General features: G+C 35.0%; 17 protein-coding genes. 10 read left to right on the top strand and 7 right to left on the bottom strand.

What is annotated here, in order from left to right; all coding sequences use genetic code 11:
• Nucleotides 1-226: 226 nt before the first annotated feature.
• From cysS to AO58_RS0102380, 4 genes are all read right to left on the bottom strand, one after another.
• Nucleotides 227-1,705, bottom strand: a complete 1,479-nt coding sequence (gene cysS, locus AO58_RS0102395; RefSeq protein WP_024980172.1) for a cysteine--tRNA ligase — start codon at nt 1,703-1,705, stop codon at nt 227-229.
• Between the two features lie 51 nt (nt 1,706-1,756).
• On the bottom strand, nt 1,757-2,146 hold the full coding sequence (locus tag AO58_RS0102390; protein ID WP_024980171.1) for a four helix bundle protein: 390 nt from the start codon (nt 2,144-2,146) through the stop codon (nt 1,757-1,759).
• A gap of 36 nt (nt 2,147-2,182) precedes the next feature.
• Nucleotides 2,183-2,854 (bottom strand): GTP cyclohydrolase I FolE, encoded by a 672-nt coding sequence (folE, locus tag AO58_RS0102385; protein WP_024980170.1) that lies wholly within the window; start codon nt 2,852-2,854, stop codon nt 2,183-2,185.
• A 163-nt stretch (nt 2,855-3,017) separates the two neighbouring features.
• Complete coding sequence (locus tag AO58_RS0102380; protein WP_024980169.1) at nt 3,018-4,217, bottom strand: pyridoxal phosphate-dependent aminotransferase; 1,200 nt, start codon at nt 4,215-4,217, stop codon at nt 3,018-3,020.
• Between the two features lie 125 nt (nt 4,218-4,342).
• On the opposite strand from AO58_RS0102380, the gene AO58_RS0102375 reads away from it, so the two are divergent.
• Nucleotides 4,343-5,674, top strand: a complete 1,332-nt coding sequence (locus AO58_RS0102375) for a retropepsin-like aspartic protease (RefSeq protein WP_024980168.1) — start codon at nt 4,343-4,345, stop codon at nt 5,672-5,674.
• 19 nt (nt 5,675-5,693) lie between these two features.
• On the opposite strand, the gene AO58_RS0102370 is transcribed toward AO58_RS0102375, so the two are convergent.
• On the bottom strand, nt 5,694-6,077 hold the full coding sequence (locus AO58_RS0102370; protein ID WP_024980167.1) for a DUF1573 domain-containing protein: 384 nt from the start codon (nt 6,075-6,077) through the stop codon (nt 5,694-5,696).
• 219 nt (nt 6,078-6,296) lie between these two features.
• On the opposite strand from AO58_RS0102370, the gene AO58_RS0102365 reads away from it, so the two are divergent.
• Nucleotides 6,297-8,951 carry a valine--tRNA ligase gene (locus AO58_RS0102365; RefSeq protein WP_024980166.1) on the top strand — a complete coding sequence of 885 codons (2,655 nt, stop codon included), beginning with the start codon at nt 6,297-6,299 and terminating at the stop codon, nt 8,949-8,951.
• Between the two features lie 165 nt (nt 8,952-9,116).
• On the opposite strand, the gene AO58_RS0102360 is transcribed toward AO58_RS0102365, so the two are convergent.
• Nucleotides 9,117-9,551 carry an RrF2 family transcriptional regulator gene (locus AO58_RS0102360; RefSeq protein WP_024980165.1) on the bottom strand — a complete coding sequence of 145 codons (435 nt, stop codon included), beginning with the start codon at nt 9,549-9,551 and terminating at the stop codon, nt 9,117-9,119.
• Nucleotides 9,552-9,863: 312 nt separating this feature from the next.
• The gene (gene ric / locus AO58_RS0102355) at nt 9,864-10,589 is read right to left on the bottom strand and encodes an iron-sulfur cluster repair di-iron protein (protein ID WP_024980164.1); all 726 of its coding nucleotides are present in this window, start codon (nt 10,587-10,589) and stop codon (nt 9,864-9,866) included.
• 204 nt (nt 10,590-10,793) lie between these two features.
• Between ric and nrfH the strand changes: the two genes are divergently transcribed.
• From nrfH to AO58_RS0102315, 8 genes are all read left to right on the top strand, one after another.
• Complete coding sequence (nrfH, locus tag AO58_RS0102350) at nt 10,794-11,396, top strand: cytochrome c nitrite reductase small subunit (protein WP_024980163.1); 603 nt, start codon at nt 10,794-10,796, stop codon at nt 11,394-11,396.
• Nucleotides 11,397-11,412: 16 nt separating this feature from the next.
• Complete coding sequence (gene nrfA / locus AO58_RS16855; RefSeq protein ID WP_139225536.1) at nt 11,413-12,915, top strand: ammonia-forming cytochrome c nitrite reductase; 1,503 nt, start codon at nt 11,413-11,415, stop codon at nt 12,913-12,915.
• Complete coding sequence (locus AO58_RS0102340) at nt 12,905-14,140, top strand: cytochrome c biogenesis ResB family protein (protein WP_024980162.1); 1,236 nt, start codon at nt 12,905-12,907, stop codon at nt 14,138-14,140. The genes nrfA and AO58_RS0102340 overlap by 11 nt, the downstream gene beginning before the upstream one ends.
• Complete coding sequence (gene ccsA, locus AO58_RS0102335; protein ID WP_024980161.1) at nt 14,133-14,918, top strand: cytochrome c biogenesis protein CcsA; 786 nt, start codon at nt 14,133-14,135, stop codon at nt 14,916-14,918. The genes AO58_RS0102340 and ccsA overlap by 8 nt, the downstream gene beginning before the upstream one ends.
• Before the next feature lie 141 nt (nt 14,919-15,059).
• Complete coding sequence (locus AO58_RS0102330; protein WP_024980160.1) at nt 15,060-16,328, top strand: alginate export family protein; 1,269 nt, start codon at nt 15,060-15,062, stop codon at nt 16,326-16,328.
• Nucleotides 16,329-16,436: 108 nt separating this feature from the next.
• Entirely contained in the window at nt 16,437-17,909 is a 1,473-nt protein-coding gene (locus AO58_RS0102325) for an MFS transporter (protein WP_024980159.1), read from the top strand.
• Between the two features lie 82 nt (nt 17,910-17,991).
• On the top strand, nt 17,992-19,584 hold the full coding sequence (locus tag AO58_RS0102320) for a magnesium transporter MgtE N-terminal domain-containing protein (RefSeq protein ID WP_024980158.1): 1,593 nt from the start codon (nt 17,992-17,994) through the stop codon (nt 19,582-19,584).
• A gap of 37 nt (nt 19,585-19,621) precedes the next feature.
• On the top strand, nt 19,622-20,671 hold the full coding sequence (locus AO58_RS0102315; RefSeq protein ID WP_024980157.1) for a hypothetical protein: 1,050 nt from the start codon (nt 19,622-19,624) through the stop codon (nt 20,669-20,671).
• The last annotated feature ends 61 nt before the right edge of the window (nt 20,672-20,732 follow it).

Here is a 20,732-nt window from a genome sequence, read left to right as displayed (position 1 = left end):
CAAACAAAGGGAATTTCAGTAAGCATGGGTCCCGCTGTCCGTTATATCTTTGCCTTTTTAAAGAAAAAAGGCAAAGGATGCCACTCCCATCGGGGCTAAGGACTAAGATGTTTTTTGTTCACGCAGCATTCAAATTGCTAACACCACACCTCTCACTTTTCACTTTTCACTTTTCACTTTTCACCTCTCACTTTTCACCTCTCACTTTTCACCTCTCACTTTTGCATTATAAACTAAAAGTAGTTCCTTCTTTTCCGTCTTTTAACTGAATGCCTAGCGCCAATAATTGGTCTCTAATTTGGTCCGAAAGCGCAAAGTTTTTGTTTTCTCTGGCTTGCTTTCTCATGTCAATCAATAACTGAATGGTGCCTTCTAATTTATCGTTACTGCTATCTGAAATTTTTTCATTTTCAAGACCTAAAACCTCAAATACAAAAGCTTCTACAGCGGTTGTAAATGAAGCCAAATCTTCTGCTGTTATGGTTTCCTTGCCGTCTTTGATGACATTAATATAACGAACACCTTCAAATAAATGCGCAATCAAAATTGGTGTATTGAAATCATCATTCATCGCGTCATAACACAATTGTTTCCAATCTCCGATTGCAATAGACGACTGAGCGCTTGTAGGCAAGTCTTTCAATAACGAAAGAGCTTCCATTAATCGTTTGTATCCTTTTTCGGCAGCCACAATAGCATCATCCGAAAAATCAAGAATACTTCTATAATGTGCCTGTAACATAAAGAAACGCGTCACTGAAGCAGAAAACGGTTTGCTCAAAATAGTATTGTCTCCGGTCAAAATCTCTCCTGGCAAAATATTATTTCCAGTCGATTTTGCCATTTTTTTACCATTCAAAGTAAGCATGTTGGCATGCATCCAATAATTCACAGGTGTGTGTCCAGTGCACGCTTCATTTTGAGCGATTTCACATTCGTGATGTGGGAATTTCAAATCCATTCCACCACCGTGAATGTCAAAATGATTGCCCAAGTATTTTGTACTCATTGCAGTACATTCTAGGTGCCAACCTGGGAATCCATCACTCCAAGGCGAAGGCCAACGCATAATATGTTGTGGTTCCGCTTTTTTCCATAAAGCAAAATCTTGAGGATTTCGTTTGTCGGATTGACCGTCTAAATCTCGAGTATTAGCCAACATATCTTCAATGTTTCTACCACTCAAAATTCCGTAATGATGGTCTTCATTAAATTTTACCACATCAAAATAGATAGAGCCATTGGCTTCATAAGCGAATCCATTGTCTATTATTTTTTTGATAATTTCAATTTGCTCAATAATGTGTCCAGTAGCTGTAGGTTCAATACTCGGAGGTAAAAAATTAAAAGCACTCAAAATACGATGGAAATCAACAGTATAACGTTGGACGACTTCCATCGGTTCCAATTGTTCTAATCTCGCTTTTTTAGCAATTTTATCTTCTCCTTCATCTACATCATCTACAATATGACCTACATCGGTAATGTTACGCACATAGCGAACTTTGTATTCCAAATGCAATAAATAACGGAAAATCACATCAAATGACATAAAAGTTCTCACGTTCCCTAAATGCACATTGCTATACACCGTTGGACCACAAACATACATTCCTACATTTCCTTCGTGAACGGGTACAAATGGTTCTTTTTCTCCAGATAGAGAATTGTATATTTTGAGGGGTTGATTACTATATAAAGGCATTTTTGTTTATTGTTTATTGTTTATTGTTTATTGTTTGTTGTGTAGATTGAATTATTTGAATTTGAGACCTTTCATCTCACAATTATTTAAATAGTTCATCATTGCACCGATTTTGTTTTTTTCTAATTCAACTATTTCATTCAATTTGAAATGCTGTTCTTTCGTGATTAGATTTTTGTCAAAAGCTCTGTAGGATTGTGATTTTACTTCCCCAGCAGAACCTTTTGCAATACTTAAAAATTGAATAAACTCTCGATTGCCGTTTCGCTCAAAACCTTCGGCAATATTGTCCATTATTGGCCCTGAACTTCTATCGATTTGGTTTCTCAGTGAATAATTAGTTTTTAAGTTGGTGTTTTGAATGAGAAATTCAACAAGCTGGCAAATTTCTCGTGCCAAACTCCAAATTTCTAAATCTTCAAATTTTTGAATTTTTCCCATCAGAACTATGAACTAAGAACAACAAACCATAAACTCTTAGAATTTCGTTTCTAGTTTAATGTAATCCAAGAATTCTCTTCTGGTTTGAGCTTCTTTGAATTTTCCACCAAATTCTGAGGTTACCGTACTACTTTCGATATCTTTTATTCCTCTAGAATTTACGCAAAGATGTTTAGCATCAATCACGCAAGCTACGTCTTCGGTTCCCAAAGCATTTTGTAATTCTTGTACAATTTGCATAGTCAAACGCTCTTGTACTTGAGGTCTTTTTGCATAATATTCAACAATTCTATTCATTTTAGACAAACCAATTACAGTACCATTAGAAATATAAGCCACGTGTGCTCTTCCTATTATTGGTAACAAATGATGTTCGCAGGTAGAATACAAGGTGATGTTTTTTTCTACTAACATCTCACCATACTTGTAGTTGTTGTCAAACGTTGAAGCTTTTGGTTTTTTATTTGGATTTAAACCGCCAAAAATTTCTTTCACAAACATTTTTGCTACACGATTTGGGGTACCTTTTAAGCTGTCGTCTGTTAAATCCATGCCTAAGGTAAGTAACATGTTTTCGACGTCTTTTTTGATACGTTCTATTTTTTCTTCATCCGAAATGGAAAAGGCATCGTCTCTTACTGGGTTTTTTGCACTAGTGCTAATATGGTTGTTTCCAATCTCGTCGTGGAATTCTTCGTTATTTATCATTAAAAAGTACTATTTATAGGTCTATTTTTTTTAGAGGGTAAAGATAAATAATAAATAACAACAAATTCAATCAGAATATCGAATTAATTGATTTGTTTATTACGCTATTTTATTGGCTTTAATATGATAATGTACGTACAAAATAGCGTAATAAATTTTAATCTTAGGCTGTAATTTCTTGGTATTGCTGCAAGCCTTCTTTTAAGATGTGAATGGCTTTTGTTAAATCCTTTTTGTTCAAAACGTAAGCAATACGTATTTGGTTGAGTCCCATGCCTGGTGTGGAATAAAAACCTGCAGCTGGAGCAACCATTACCGTTTCGCCATTCAATTGATAGCTTTCTAATAGCCATTGTGCAAAATGATCGGTATTGGCAATGGGTAATTGTGCAATGCAATAAAAAGCGCCTTTTGGTGCTGTGACTTGTATGCCTTCTATTTTTTGTAGTTCTTCAATGACTGTATTACGTCTTTCTCTGTATTCATTAATAACCTCTTCAAAGTAAGCTAAAGGGACATCGATGGCGGCTTCACAGGCAATTTGCTCCACGGTTGGTGGACTCAATCGTGCTTGTGCAAACTTCATCGAAGCGGCAATTACTTCTTTGTTTTTCGTTACCATACATCCAATTCGAGCGCCGCACATGCTGTATCTTTTAGAAACCGAATCGATCATGATAACATTCTGTTCTAAACCTTTGAGATTCATCACCGAGTAATGGGTGTCACCATCATAAATGAATTCACGGTACACTTCGTCAGCAATCAAGAATAAATCGTGTTTTTTGACTAAAGCGCCTAACTGCTCGATTTCTTCTTTTGAATACAGATATCCAGTTGGGTTATTGGGATTACAAATTAAGATCGCTTTGGTTTTATCCGAAATTAATTTTTCGAATTCAGAAATAGGAGGTAAAGCAAAACCTGTTTCGATGGTTGAATTTACAGGAACGACTTTAGCGTCAGAAGCCGCTGAAAACGCACTGTAATTAGCATAGAAAGGTTCTGGGATAATTACTTCATCATCTGGATCCATAATACTGCCCAAGGCAAATAGCAAAGCTTCTGAACCTCCTGTGGTAACAATTATATCTTCGTAATCTACTGCAACATTTTGGTTGGTGTAAAAAGTAACTAGTTTTTTTCTATAACTTTCATAGCCTGCTGATGGGCTGTATTCTAATAAATCTAAATCAATATTTTTTATAGCATCAATGGCAATTTGTGGACTCTTAATGTCTGGTTGTCCAATGTTTAGATGGTATACTTTTAGTCCTTTTTTCTTAGCGGATTCGGAATAGGGAGCCAATTTTCGAATTGGTGACTCTGGCATTTGTCTGCCTCTGTTGGATATATTTGGCATTTTGTAATGATTGAGGTGCAAATTTGCAATTTTTTTCTAAAATAAATGATTTAAATCACTCAATTATATATCAAAATCCAAAAAATATGTTGCATTTTTTGTAATATTACACAAACCCATTTCAAATGAAAGTTAAATTCTTCTTAGTCTTTTTTTTAATTCAGTATGTTCCTTTTCAGGCTCAAGAAGGTTTTCGTTTTCTCTCCAATCAAACTAAAACGGAAGTCCCATTTCAATTGATCAATAATCTTATTTTTATTACTATGGAGGTCAATGGTATTCCCTTAAATTTTTTATTAGATAGCGGGGTTGAAGAAACTATTTTGTTTAGTCTTGATGAAAAAAAAGAATTGAATTTATACAATGTTGAAAAAGTTTTACTTCGAGGGTTGGGCAGTGAGGAATCTGTAGAGGGTTTGAAATCTACCAATAATAATTTGTTTGTTAATGGTTTGGTAGCAAATAAACAGTTGTTTTATATTATTTTAGATCAAAAATTCAATTTATCCTCTCATATCGGTATTCCAGTTAACGGTATTATCGGTGCTCCATTTTTTAGGAATAATTTAGTTGAAATTAACTACATTAAGAAGAAATTAGTAATTACTAAACCTTCCGCTAAATACCTACAAAAACTAGAGAAAAAATTCACTAAAATTCCTATTACTATTGAAAATGCTAAACCTTACTTGACCGCAAAATTAAAAATCGATAGTATTGTTAAGGAAGCAAAAATGCTAATTGATATTGGTAATAGTGATGCGATTTGGGTTTTTCAAAATCCGACTGTAGGAATAAAAGTGCCAACGAAGCATTTTGACGATTTTTTGGGTAAAGGATTTAGTGGTGATATAGAAGGCAAACGAGCTAAAATTAATGAGGTTCAATTGGCCGATTTTAATTTCAAAACACCTGTTGTAGCTTTTCCCGACTCAAGTTCGTTAAAGCATGTACGAATGGTTCCGAATAGAGTGGGATCTGTAGGGGCCGAAATTTTTAGAAGGTTCAAAGTAGTTTTTGACTATCAAAATCAAAACATGTATTTGAAAAAAAATCACACTTTTAAATCGCATTTTAAATACAATAGAAGTGGAATCGAAATTGAACAAAATGGTTTGCGATGGGTGCAAGAATACATAAAGCTTGAAAACAATCAGCTCGTGTCGTATGCCAATAGCGGACAGCAAATAGCTAAAAGTTTCAATGATTTTCAGTATAAATTTGAATTAAAACCCAATTATTTTATTTCAAATATTCGAAAAAAATCGGCAGCAGAAAAGAAAGGATTACTAGTGGGTGACGAGATTCTTTCAATTGATGACGTATCGGTTTACAAATATACATTGCAAAAAGTGTTAAGTCTCTTTATGGTAGAGGAAGATAAGCAAATCACGATTGTTGTGCTGCGAGAAGGAAAAGAGTTAAAGTTCACTTTTAAACTTGAAAATGAACTTTAACCTTTTTTACTTATGATTTTTAGATGACTTCGCCTTTTATTTTCAAGGCTACTCGTCCATTTTCTTGATTTACGGCATTAGTTTCAACAGTGATGGTTTTTCTAATTGGACCTACAGCCATGTTGTATTTTACTTGAATTTCACCAAACTGTCCTGGTTGAATTGCAGCGTTAGGTTTACTCAAAATATTGCATTCTTTTGTAGAAAAGATATTGATGATTTCTAGTGGAGCATCGCCTGTATTTTTAAATTCAAAAGTACGAATACCGTTATCTGCGTTTTTATTGACTTTACCGTAATCGATAGTATTATCTGGTGCGGAAAATTCTATTTTAGGACTATTTTGTCCAAAGCTTGTCATTGAAATAAACAAGATCGCTATGATGGTAAGGAGATTTTTCATGTTGTTTACTTTAGTTGGGCAGAGTAAATATAGTTTCTTTTAATTAAGACACAAATTATTAAATCGTTTTTTATACTCTACTTTATTAATTACTTTTGTCCACAATATACAACAAACATTGAACCAGAAATTAATTTGTAATTTGTAAGTATCTTATAGCTTGTAAATCAAGGACTAAGAAGTTTTGCAAACGTTAATAAAAAAATAGATCCCTTTAAAATGAATATTCCTGCACAATTTGACGCTAAAACTATTGAAACGAAATGGTACGACTATTGGATGAAAAACAAGTATTTTCATTCAAAACCAGATCACAGAACGCCTTATTCTATTGTAATCCCACCTCCAAATGTTACGGGAGTTTTACATATGGGGCATATGTTGAATAATACGATTCAAGATGTTTTAATTCGAAGAGCTCGTTTGAAAGGGTTTAACGCTTGTTGGGTGCCAGGTACGGACCACGCATCGATTGCTACTGAAGCAAAAGTAGTAGCTAAATTAAAATCAGAAGGCATTAATAAAGCCGATTTGACGCGTGAAGAATTTTTGAAACACGCCTACGATTGGACAGATAAATATGGTGGAACCATTTTAGAACAATTGAAACAATTAGGTTGCTCTTGTGATTGGGATAGAACCAAATTCACAATGGATCCAGATATGTCGGCTTCTGTTATCAAATCTTTTGTGGATTTGTATAACAAAGGAATGATTTACCGCGGCTACCGAATGGTAAATTGGGATCCTGAGGCTAAAACTACATTATCTGATGAAGAAGTAATTTACGAAGAACAACAAGGAAAGTTATTTTTTCTAAAGTATAGCCCCCCAACCCCCGAAGGGGGAGCTTCAACTAATTCTGAAGGAGTTATTGTTGCTACAACTAGACCAGAAACAATCTTTGGCGATACCGCAATTTGTGTCAATCCAAACGATGAAAGATATTCACATTTGATAGGTAAAACTGTTGTAGTGCCTATTTGTGGTAGAGAAATTCCTGTTATAGCCGATGAGTACGTAGACATGGAGTTTGGAACAGGTTGCTTGAAAGTGACACCAGCACACGACATGAATGATAAGACGCTAGGAGAGAAACATAATTTAGAGATTGTTGATATATTCAATGAAGATGCGACTTTAAATAGTTTTGGTTTACATTACCAAGGCAAAGATCGTTTTGTAGTTCGTACCGAAATTGCTCAGGAATTAGAGTCAATTGGTGCTTTGGCTAAAACCGAGATTCATTTAAATAAAGTAGGAACCTCTGAAAGAACTAAGGCCGTAATCGAACCAAGATTGTCTGACCAATGGTTCTTAAAAATGGATGATTTAGTAAAACCAGCGATTAAATCGGTTTTAGAAGATGGCGATATTAAATTGCATCCTTCTCGTTTTAACAACACCTATGCGCATTGGTTGAACAACATTCGCGATTGGAATATTTCCCGTCAATTGTGGTGGGGACAACAAATTCCTGCCTATTTCTATGGTGATGGTAAAGAAGATTTTGTAGTAGCTGAAAATATTGAAGAGGCTTTAGCCTTAGCCAAAGAAAAAACTTCTAACTCCTCACTTCTAACCTCTGACCTTCGTCAGGATCCAGATGCTCTTGATACTTGGTTTTCTTCTTGGTTATGGCCAATGTCTGTTTTTGGTGGCATAATGGATCCAGAAAACGAAGATTTTAAATACTATTATCCTACCAATGATTTGGTTACTGGACCAGATATTTTATTTTTCTGGGTTGCCAGAATGATTATTGCGGGATATGAATATGCTGGTGAAAAACCATTTACGAATGTGTATTTAACAGGATTGGTTCGTGATAAACAACGTCGCAAAATGTCGAAGTCTTTGGGGAATTCTCCTGATCCTTTGGATTTAATTGAAAAGTTTGGTGCCGATGGTGTTCGTGTAGGTTTACTTTTGAGTGCTTCTGCTGGAAACGATATAATGTTTGACGAAGAGTTATGTAATCAAGGAAAAGGTTTTTCTAATAAAATTTGGAATGCTTTCAAATTAATCAAAGGTTGGGAAGTTTCTGAAACGATTCCACAACCCGAATCTTCAAAAGTTGCTATTGAATGGTACGAAGCGAAGTTGCAACAAGCCTTGGCTGAGATTGAAGACAATTTTGAAAAATATAGAATTTCAGATGCTTTGATGGGAATTTACAAATTGGTTTGGGATGATTTCTGTTCTTGGTTCTTGGAAATGATCAAACCTGCTTATCAACAACCAATTGATAAAGCTACGTTTGATAAAGCCATCGAAATGTTAGAAAACAATATGAAATTGTTGCACCCTTTTATGCCTTTCCTAACAGAAGAGATTTGGCATTTAATCGCGGATAGAACCAAAGAGGAGGCTTTAATTGTTTCAACTTGGCCAGAAATTAAACCATTTAATTCGGCATTGATAGCTGATTTTGAAAATACAATCGAAGTAATTTCTGGAATTAGAACCATTCGTAAAGATAAGAACATTCCGTTTAAAGATACTATCGAATTGAAAGTGGTGAACAATGATAAAGCTTCTACTTATTTCGATGCAATAGTAACTAAATTGGGGAATATAAATTCATTAGCATACGTTTCAGAAAAAGTGGATGGCGCTTTGTCTTTCCGTGTAAAATCCAACGAATATTTTATTCCGATTACTGGAAATATTGATGTAGCAGCAGAAATTGCTAAATTGACCGAGGAATTAAACTATACCAAAGGCTTTTTGAAATCGGTTCAAGGAAAATTAGCGAATGAAAAATTTGTGGCTGGTGCACCTGAGAAAGTAATTGAAATGGAACGTAAAAAAGAAGCCGATGCCTTAGCCAAAATTGCCACTATTGAGCAAAGTTTGGCGGGATTAAAATAATCTTTGGTTTTTAGTCATACAACAAAAATCCCATCTCAGTATTTTGAGATGGGATTTTTGTTGTATATACGAATGTGTCAGACTTTACTTTTGTAAAGAGTGATTTTTGACTGAAAGGGAGTTAATTATTGCTTTCCGTAAAAATATTTCTGAAAATAGTATTGATTAATATCTCAAAAAAGTATCCCCAGATTTTAATCCTAAAGCCAATTCTTCTAAGGTGGTAGTTTCTAACATTTCACTCAATCCGTTGCGAATGGCTTTGAATTTGTCATGAATAGGGCAGGGGTGCTCTTCGGAACAATCGGATAAACCTAATCCGCATCCGGTAAAAACACGATCACCTTCTAGTGCATTCACAAGCTGGGATATCTTTATTTTCGAAATACGATCCAGAGGAATTTCAAATCCTCCTCCAACGCCTTTATTGGAATCGATTAATTTATTTTTGGTTAGAATTTGCATGATTTTAGCCGTAAACGCCTCGGGAGAATCAATTTTTTTTGCTACTTCTTTTAATCCTACTCTTTTATTTTGATAAGATTCGGAAGCAATAAAAATTGCCGCTCGAATGCCGTATTCACAGGTTTTTGAAAACATACTAATAATTTTAGTGGCACTGAGTCAATGCCATAATATGGTAGATTTTTAGAAAAAAACACACATTTAGTCAGCTAGTGAAAATCGTGCTGTATTATGTGTACATAATAGTTATGCTTCTGCAAATTTATTCAAATTAATCTAGATTGTTTTGAGCTTTTATCGCAAAATAGATTATTATTTTATTGATAATTATTGCTGGCTACGTAAAAAAATAATACAAACTGAAAAACAAAAGTTTATAGAAAACACAAAACCCTAAATGCAAAAAAATGTATTCATCGCATTTAGGGTATTTTTAAAATAATTCAACTAGGCTACAAATTTTTTCTCAAGTTCAGCAGCTGCTGGAAATAAAATATTGTTTTCAAGGTGGATGTGTTTGTGAAGATCTTGTTCAAATTCCTGAAGCATGGCAAAGGTTACTTTAAAAGTATTGCAAGCATAGGAAGGAGGCGTATAATTGTTGGTCAATTCAGCAATTTTTCTAAAGCGATCGCCTTCGTTTTCATGCTCATGCATCATCATGGCAATAGGATTTTCCACGGTTCCAAAATGGGGTTGTTCTAATAATTGATCAGTTAAAGTAGCATTGACCATTTTCTTGATGAAAGGAAATAAAACCAATTCTTCTTTTTTCATATGTTGTGCCATATCTGCAGCGCAACCCAAGAATAGGGTATTAATTTCTAATAATTCAGGATGACTAGGTCCATGAACTTTACATAATTTATCTAAAAAAGGAAGCAATACATTGGTCTTTTCAACTACAAAACGGTGATGCGTCTTTTCAATATAATCGGCTAATAAATCCAAAGGCCAAGATTTGAAATCAATTGTCGTATCGGTTGTGTTGGCTAGAACAGCTTCGATTTCATTAATTATAGTTTGGCTATCAGCCCCTTTTTTTTCGCTGGCTTCTGCTATAGTTCTGTTGCCTTTACAGCAAAAATCGATTCCGTATTTAGAGAATACTGCAGCGGTCCTAAAATCTTTTGCTACAAATTCTCCTATGGTAGTAGTGTTTGTTGTGTTCATACTATTTGAATTAAAATTGGGTACAAAGGTACTTATTTTTCAATAAAAGACAAATTTATCTTTAATTGAAATTCTCAAGTGTTAATTAATTACAAATAGCTACTAAATTTTTATTAAAATGATAATTATCATAAAAAGACAAAAATGTCTTTAATATTTTTGTTTATAATAAAGTAATAATTAGAATTCAAACGACTAACAAAAATGAAAGCACGATGGATTAGAAGAATGTATCCGCCACCAGAATGGCGCCCTGCAGTATTGTTGCTAATAGGGATTATTCTTGGTTTGGGATTGTACATGCTAAAAATTGGTAACGTGGCGTCCTATGCCTCTGATGATCCAAAGGCTTGTATTAATTGTCATGTTATGAATACAGAATATGCTACTTGGATGGTGTCTTCTCATGCCAAAAAAGCAACTTGTAATGATTGTCATGTACCGCACGACAATGTTTTTAATAAATATTTCTTTAAAGCGAAAGATGGTTTGTATCATGCCTTTGTGTTCACCACCCGAACGGAACCCGAAGCCATAATCATGCACGAACCCGGTCAAAAAGTAGTAAAAGAAAATTGTATTCGTTGTCACGATAGACAATTAAAAAATCCAAAACAATCTAGCCTAATGGCAGATTATGATGTACATAGAACCGACAGAAAATGTTGGGATTGTCATAGAGAAATGCCTCACGGTAGAACCAAAAGTTTGTCAACCTCCTCCATGCTCGGAAAAAAAACAACCGAAGAGGATGATAAAATGCCAGAATGGTTAGCAAAACAATTAGAAGAGAAAAATAAAAAATAAATAAATAGCACTTAAAATGGATCCAATCAAAAAAAGAAACATAAGAAATTGGTCGTTTCTTATCGGTACAATCCTAATCGTATTTGTATTAGGAATTTTAGCCTCATCAATCATCGAACGAAAATATGAATCTCGATTTGCAGGCTTAGAAAAAAAGGATATCCACGAAAATGACCCTCGTAATGCAGTGTGGGGTGAACAATTTCCGCAGCAATACGAAACCTATATGGCTACACAAGACACTTCATTTAGAAGTATGTATAACGGTAGTGCCATGATTGATGAATTGGCCGAAAACCCAAAATTAGTGATTTTATGGGCGGGTTATGCTTTCGCAAAAGATTATACACAAGGTCGTGGTCATGCCTATGCGATCAAAGATATTCGAAATACGCTACGTACCGGCAATTTGTATCCAAACGATACGACCAAAGGGATGCCAGGAACTTGTTGGACCTGTAAAAGTCCTGATGTGCCTCGTATTATGGCCGAAAGAGGAGTAGCTGAATTCTATAAAACTTCTTTTGAAAAATTGGGACCAGAAATTGTAAATCCAATTGGTTGTGCGGATTGTCATGATGCGAAAACAATGAATTTGACCATTACTCGTCCTGCTTTGATCGAAGCGTATGCCAAACAAGGAAAAGACATTAAAAAAGCTACGCATAACGAAATGAGATCGTTGGTTTGTGCGCAATGCCACGTTGAATACTACTTTGATAAAAAAACAGTAGAGAATCCAAAAGTTCCTTATCTGACTTTCCCATGGGAAAAAGGAATGACGGCAGAAGCGATTGAAAAATATTTTGATGAAAAAGGCTTTGAAGACTGGGTACACCCAATAAGTAAAGCCAAAATGATTAAAGCGCAACACCCTGATTACGAAACCTTCACCACGGGGATTCATGCCAAAAAAGGGGTTTCTTGTGCCGATTGTCACATGCCTTATAAAACAGAAGGAGGAACCAAATTTACCGATCACCACTTACAATCTCCTTTAAACAATGTTCAAAATTCTTGTCAGGTTTGTCATAGAGACGATGCCAATTCTTTGATTGACGATGTGTACACCCGTCAAAAAAGTATTAAGGAAAATGTAACTTCTTTGGAAGAAAATTTAGTAAAAGCACATATTGAAGCAGGTCAAGCATGGAAATTAGGAGCTAAAGAGGCTCAAATGAAAGATATCTTGATGGATATTCGTCACGCACAATGGCGTTGGGATTATGCTACAGCTGGTCACGGTGCATCTTTTCATGCTCCAGTTGAAATTGGTCGAACTGTTTCCTCTGGTTTAGCTATAGCCATCGATGCTCGTGTAAAATTAGCGAGAGTTTTGGCTGCTTTAGGTCAAAAAACGCCAGTACCAATGCCTGATATTTCTACAAAAGCTAAAGCTCAAGAATACTTAGGGTTGAACATGAAAAAATTGCATGCCGACAAAGAAAAATGGAAAAAAGAAGTATTGCCAACTTGGGATGCTAAGGCAAAGGAAAGAGAAAGTAAGTATGGAAAATAAAACTAGAAATGAGACATCATGGGGGTATAGAGAGTCCATCATTGTGGGTGTTACGCTATTCCTTTTGGGGGTTGTTTTGCAAATAGTACTCGGCAACAGTCTTGAGTTACGTTTGGAATGGCCTTTTAACATGATCTCTTTTGTGATTCATATCGTGTTTTGCACCATGAGTTTTGTTCTTTTTAAAAGTTCAAAACTCATCAGGTGGATCACTCGTGTGCCCGCTTCAATGGTAGCTATTGTGATGGTATTGCTATTGACAATGCTAATAGGAACTGTACCTCAAATTCCTGAAAACGAGCCAAGTTTTGTTACCCTTTTGGGATTAAATAAAATCACACAAACTTGGTATTTCTTACTTTTAGTTTTCTTTTTTTCTACCGCTTTGTTAATGGTTAGTATCAAAAGAATCAGTTTGGGAATTCGTTCTAATTTAGGTTTTTTGGCCAATCATTTGGGGCTGTATATAGCTTTAAATGCTGGAATTTTTGGTTCGAGCGATTTGATTCGTTATACCATGGAGCTCAAAGAGGGTAAGATCTCTTGGGTGGCTAATGACGAGAATAATAAAGCTGTTGTCATGCCGATTGCTGTGGTTTTGGAAGATTTTGTAATGGAAGAATTTGCACCCAAATTAGCTCTGATCAACCAAAAGGGAGAACTGATCAAAGAGAAAGGTAAAAATTTGATTTTAGTCAAAAAAGGTGTCAAGGCCCAACTAGAAAATAATTATGAAGTTGAAGTTGTCGACTATATTCCTGATGCCGTCCGCTTTGAATCTATGTACCGTTCCGTAAATCAAGAAGGAGCTACTCCAGCGGTTTATGTTAAAGTGGTTAATAAAAGTAGCGGTTTTAAAAGTGAGGGTTGGTTAGCCTCGGGGTCTTTTTTGTACGATCAACAATCTTTGAATTTAGATCAACATCAATATTTGGTTTTAACGAAACCGGAGCCTAAAAAATTCAGTTCAAAAATAAAAGTGTTCACCGTTGACAAGGAAGAATATTCGGCTGTGGTAGAAGTAAACAAGCCTTTTGAGGTCATGGGTTGGAAAATGTATCAATTGAGTTATGATGATCGATTTGGAAAATACTCAACCACATCAACTATTGAGTTGGTAAAAGACCCTTGGTTGCCTGTAGTATACACAGGAGTCTTTATGATGATTGCTGGAGCAATTTATCTCTTTTTTATTGGCAATGTAAAATCTAAAAAAAATGATTGATTATAATTCATTTTATTATGTCAGTGGAGTATTATGGTTGTTGTCCATAGTGTTCTTACTGTTGTCGTTTAAAAACTCGAATACTTTTTTAAAAGTAGGTTTGGTTTTTAATGCCATGGCAATACTAGTTATTATTGGTTTTGTAGTTTATTTATGGCAGATGTTAGACCGTCCACCCATGAGAACTTTGGGTGAAACCCGATTGTGGTACGCTTTATTTTTGCCCATTATCGGAACCGTTTTTTATCTGAGATGGAAATACATTTGGATATTGTTTTACACTATTCTTATGGCATTTTTGTTTCTTACTTTAAACTATTTTAATCCTGATATGTACTCCCAAACGTTAATGCCAGCGTTGCAGAGTCCTTGGTTTGTACCTCATGTTATTGTGTATTTGTTTTCGTATGCTGCGCTTGGTGTTTCTTGTCTTGTTGCTATTAAAGAAATTCTAAAACCATCTAGTAATAGCCTTCAAATGGCTGATAATTTGGTGTACATAGGCACGGCATTCTTAACTTTAGGATTGTTATTTGGGGCATTATGGGCCAAAGAAGCTTGGGGGCATTATTGGACTTGGGATCCAAAAGAAACTTGGGCCTTTTTAACCTGGATCGGTTATATTCTTTACATCCATTATCGATTCTACCATCCAAGAGAAGATAAAAAAGCCATGTATTTATTGGCATCTGCCTTTTTGATCTTGTTAATCTGTTGGTTTGGAGTGAATTATTTACCTACTGCACAGAATAGTGTGCATACTTACACTAATTCTTAAATTAAGCCTGTTTTTGATTTAATTATTAAAAACTTACAAAGCTTATAAATATTTTTAATAAATTTAACATAAAATGATTTTTATCATAATAAAAGATAAATATGTCTTTTATTTTTGAACAGTAAATTAAATACATTTAAAATGAATACTCTAAAAAAGTTTTTCCTTGTCGCGATAATCGGTTGTAGTCATCATGTTTTTTCGCAAGAGTTTGATGTTGATCTTCAGTTACGACCTCGATTTGAATTCAGAAATGGTTTTAAAAGTCCTCTTTTAGATTCGGAAGATGCCACTTCGTTTATCTCGCAACGCTCTCGTGTCAATTTCTCTTTTCATCAAGATAAATTAACAACCAAGTTAAGCGTTCAAGACATTCGTACTTGGGGAGATGCTGCCACAACTGCCACTGCTGGTAAAAACGGTTTGGCTGTTTTTGAAGCTTGGGCAAAATATAATTTTAATGACAATTGGTCAACACGATTAGGACGACAAGTACTTTCGTATGACAATGAAAGAATTATGGGAGGTATTGATTGGTTGCAACAAGGACAAAGTCATGATGCGGCATTAATCAGTTACAAAAAAGGTAAAAGCCAACTCGATTTAGGGTTTGCTTTAAATGCTAATGCGGAGAATTTGGTGGAACCTAAAAATCCTTATACCACCAATTACAAATCGATGCAATATGCATGGTTTCATAATAACTGGTCAAAAATCAACATGAGTTTGTTGTTTTTAAATACAGGGTATGAATTTCAAAAAAATACAAACGAATTAGAAGTAGATTACAAGCAAACCTTTGGGACCTATCTTACTTATAAAGAAAACAAGTGGGATGCTAATTTAGGATTGTACGCGCAAACAGGACAAAGTGCAGGCAAACAATTGAGCGCTTGGTATGCTTCAGGTTTTGTAAATTATGCTATTGTGGATGGTTTTTCAGCAGGATTAGGGTATGAATATCTTTCAGGAAAAGATCAAAATGATACCGATGCTAAGCTGAAATCATTTACACCATTGTTCGGTACCAACCATGCCTTTAATGGTTTGATGGATTATTTTTATGTAGGGAATCACCAAAATAATGTGGGTTTACAAGATGCTTATTTAAAATTGAATTACAAAAATAAGCAGTGGCAATTTACTTTAGTGCCTCATATTTTTAATGCACCTAGTAAAGTATTTGATGCTCAAGGCAAAAAAATGGATAGCTATTTAGGGACAGAAATTGACTTTACCGCCTCTTATGCCTTGCAAAAAGACATCGTTTTAAGTGGTGGTTTTTCACAAATATTTACCTCTTCTACTTTAGAGCGAGTTAAAAATGTTACCAATGCTGCCGATGGCAACAACTGGGCTTGGGTAATGGTTTCTTTCAGTCCAAAATTATTTAGCACAAATAACAAATAGGCCTAAAGTGTTGATGTTTAGGTTTTTTTAATTAAATTAGGGGATTTTAATCCCCTTTTTTGTTTGAAAATAATATGTTTCTTGTAACAATTGATATAAAAACAATTTATGAATAATTTAGTACAATCTCATAAAATCCTTTTTCTAAATACCTTGGCTTTTACCATTTGCTTTGCTTGTTGGACACTCAATGGTGTATTGGTTACTTTTTTGGTAGATCGTGGTATTTTCAACTGGAGTGTGGTACAAGTGGGATGGTTGCTTGGAATTCCTATTTTATCAGGATCGATTTTCAGACTACCAATAGGTATTTTGACCGATAAGTTTGGAGGTAAAATAGTTTTTTCTATGTTATTGTTACTTTGTGCGGTTCCTCTTTTTTTATTGCCCCTAGCAACTAGTTTTTGGAGTTTCGCTGTTTTGAGTTTTCTTTTCGGAATGGTTGGGACTAGTTTTGCCGTTGGTATTGGGTATACCTCTGTTTGGTATCCGCAACATTGGCAGGGAAGAGCGTTGGGTATCTTTGGGATGGGAAATGCAGGTGCTGCTATCACTACTTTTGTAGCGCCCACTTTGTTGACCAATTTTTCTCAAGATAATCCTTCCGAAGGTTGGAAAATGTTACCCATTACTTATGGCGTTGTTTTAATAATTATGGGTTTATTTTTTATCTTTTTTGCTAAAAATAAGAAATCAGCTGTAGAAGGTAAGGAGATTAAAAATCTTTTAAAACCTCTTAAATCCGTTCGTGTTTGGCGTTTTGGAGCATACTATTTTCTAGTTTTTGGTTGTTTTGTAGCCTATTCTCAATGGTTATTACCCAATTTTATGAATGTTTACCAAACTTCATTAGTCATGGGAGGTATGTTTGCTACACTATTTAGCTTGCCTTCTGGAGTAATTAGAGCCTTTGGCGGTTATCTATCTGATAAATTTGGGGCACGAAAAGTAATGTATTGGGTGTTGGGTTCTTCAATCGTAATCAGTTTTTTGTTGATGTTTCCCAAAATGGAGATTTTCACTGCTGGACCAGGAGTTTTAGCCACTGATAGTGGTGTGGTTACCCAAATCACTTCCAATGAAATAAAAATTGATGATAAAGTTCACACTATCAACAGCAAAAAAAATGTTGAAACTGAAAAAGCAGCTATTTTTCCAGAAAAAACTTCTTGGCAGGAAATACTAGTGAAACAAAATCAGGCGGTCAAAAAGAAGGAACTTATTGCTAAAGGAATTACCCAAATTAAGTTTGAAGCCAATATGTGGGTATACCTAGTTTTAGTCATTTTGATTGGGATTTCATGGGGAATTGGTAAGGCGGCGGTATACAAACACATACCAGAGTACTTTCCTAATGAAGTGGGTGTAGTAGGAGGAATGGTTGGGTTAATCGGAGGTTTAGGTGGTTTTTTGGGGCCTATCATTTTTGGGTATTTGCTCAGTACAACCGGTTTGTGGACGAGTTCTTGGATCTTCATTTTTGCTATTTCAACGATTTGTTTACTATGGATGCACAAAACCATCATCAAAGCTATCCGAGTACAAATTCCTCAGTTTTCTAAACATATAGAACATGAATAATAGGTGTTTTATTTGCAAAAACATCGAAAATTTATAGATAATCATTTTTTAAAAGTATTGCTAACATAAAAAAAAATCACACATGAAAACATGGCTAGATAAATGGGAACCAGAAGATAACGAATTTTGGAAAAATACAGGTAGCGCAATTGCTTGGAAAACGCTAACAATAACTACACTTTCATTAATATTGTCCTTTGCCTCATGGTTTATGATGAGTGTAATTGCGGTAAAATTACCAGGCTTAGGATTTTCTTTTTCAAAAGATCAACTTTTTTGGTTGGTGGCTATTCCAGGATTAGCTGCAGGTTTTTTAAGGATAGTACACACCTTTATTTTACCAATTTTTGGAACAAGACACGTGGTAGCTTGGGCGACCATTATAAAATTAATTCCTGTTGTTGGAATTGGTTTTGCGGTTATGGACAACAGTACTCCTTTTTGGGTATTTGCGGTTTTGGCTTTTACGTGTGGTTTTGGTGGAGGTGATTTTTCGTCATACATGCCAAGTACGAGTTTGTTTTTTCCAAAAAGACTCAAAGGAACTGCGTTAGGGATACAAGCGGGTATTGGTAACTTTGGTGTGTCTTTGGCTCAGTTTGTAACACCTCTTATTTTAAGTGTAAGTCTTTATGGTGCAGGTTCTATTTTTACAAGTATTGATGCCAAAGAAGCTTTAAATGTTTTTAAAACTGTAGACGTTGCCAAACAAAAAGAGGTTTTTGGTACACTAGAAGTTGAAGTGCAGAACGCCTTATTATCTTCTATAAAACCTACTGTTTTAGATTCTGTGAAGGCTACTATTGCTTCAGCTGACACTGCTACACTTTTATCAGCCTTACCTGCCAAAGCCAAAGCCAAAGCTATAGCTAATGCAAATCCAAAACTAGCGGAAAAAATCTTAAATAATTTAAGTTCAGATAATAAAGCGGTTGTGAATAAGCAAATTTTTATTCAATCTGCAGCCTTCTGGTATGTTCCTTTTTTGGTGCTTCTTGCGATTATAAGCTGGTTGTATTTGAAAAGTATTCCCATGCATTCTTCTATAAAAGAGCAAATGGATATTTTTGGTAACAAACATACTTGGTATTGTACTATTACTTATGTGATGACTTTTGGAACTTTTGCTGGACTATCAGCTGCATTTCCATTAATGATTAAGTTCTTATATGGCGATTTTCCTAATGCTCCGGATCCTTTAGTATATGCTTTTTATGGCCCATTAATTGGTTCTGCGAGCCGTGTAGCCTTTGGTTTTGTAGCCGATAGAGTGGGTGGTGCTATTTTGACTACGCTTACAGGGGTTGGTATTATTGGTGGCTCAATTATTTTGATTGTTCAAGGTCTTGTCGCTCCTACTAGTTTAGATCAGTTTCCGATGTTTGTTGGGGTAATATTAGTGATGTTCTTTTTTACAGGTGTTGGTAACGCTGGTACCTTTAGACAATATCCTATTATTTTTTCACACGATCCGCGTCAAGCTGCCGGTGTTATTGGGTGGACTGCTGCTATAGCTGCTTTTGGGCCTTTTATTTTCTCAAAATTAATTGGAAATAATTTATCTTCTAATGGTACTGTAAATCAATTCTTTATTGGTTTGATTTTATTTAGTATCTTAGCTACAATCATTAATTGGTGGTTTTATAATAGAAAAGGTTGTGAAAAACCAAGTTAATTGAAAGTCTTGAGTATTTAATTTGTTATAAAATATAATGAAAAATAAAAATCTTAATACCAAAGCATTACTAATTGCAACAGGGCTTTCTATAGTTATGATTGTGTTGGTGTTTTTTGGTTCCAGAAATTTGCAAAATTTTGATGCGGCTTTAATTACCTATTTATTTGGAACCGTTTTTGCTTTTTTCGGAATTGTCTATCGTTATTCGGTGTGGTTACAACGCCCGCCGACATGGATTTATTTCAAAAGGGGAATTACTTATTTGGTAACCGGTAAAGTGTTTTCTCATTTTTGGTTTGCCACGAAGGAATCAGTTGAAAATATTGCTTTTCAAAAATTTATTTATCCAAGAGGGAAATACCGTTGGTTAGCACATTTTATGATTGCCGTGGGCTGTACCTCTGCTTTTTTGATTACCATTCCACTCACCTTTGGTTGGATTCATTTCGCAATGGCGCCCAATACTATTTCTACCTATGAGGCCTATTTCTTTGGTTTTAAAGTAATGGATTTTGAACTCGATTCTATTATGGCTTTTCTAACTTTTCATGCTTTGAATTGGTCCTCGTACTTGGTGATTTTTGGGTCTTTATATTATTTAAGAAGACGTTTAACCAATCCAGGTTTAATTGCTACCCAAACTTTTGAAGGTGATTTATTGCCATTGATTTTGTTAATTGCTATTTCAGTAACGGGTTTAGGTTTGACCTATTCTTATCAATTCATGAAAGGTTTTGCCTTTGATTTCTTAGCAGTTTTACATGCTGTTACGGTGATACTATTTTTGATTTGGATTCCCTTTGGAAAGTTTTTCCACATCATTCAAAGACCCGCTCAAATTGGGGCACATATCTATAAAAAACAAGGTATGAAGATGGGTATGGCGGTTTGTCCTCATACTGGGGAAGAATTTGCTACCAAATTGCACATTCAAGATTTGAAAACAGTAACAGAGGAGTTAGGTTTTGATTTTTCTCATGAAGACGGTACCTCTCACTTGGACTTGAGTCCTGAAGGAAAGAGATCTCGATTGGCACAAGCTCATTTGAAAGCAAGACAAGCTGGAGGGAATTTGTTTGGATAAAGCCCCCCAACCCTCAAAGTGGGAATTGTTGAAGATAAAATAAGGAATTTAAGAAAATAAA

Source organism: Flavobacterium succinicans LMG 10402 (assembly GCF_000611675.1).
Taxonomy (GTDB): Bacteria; Bacteroidota; Bacteroidia; order Flavobacteriales; family Flavobacteriaceae; genus Flavobacterium; species Flavobacterium succinicans.
Note: the sequence above shows the minus strand (reverse complement) of the source record. Positions and strands in the feature narration are given on the sequence as shown.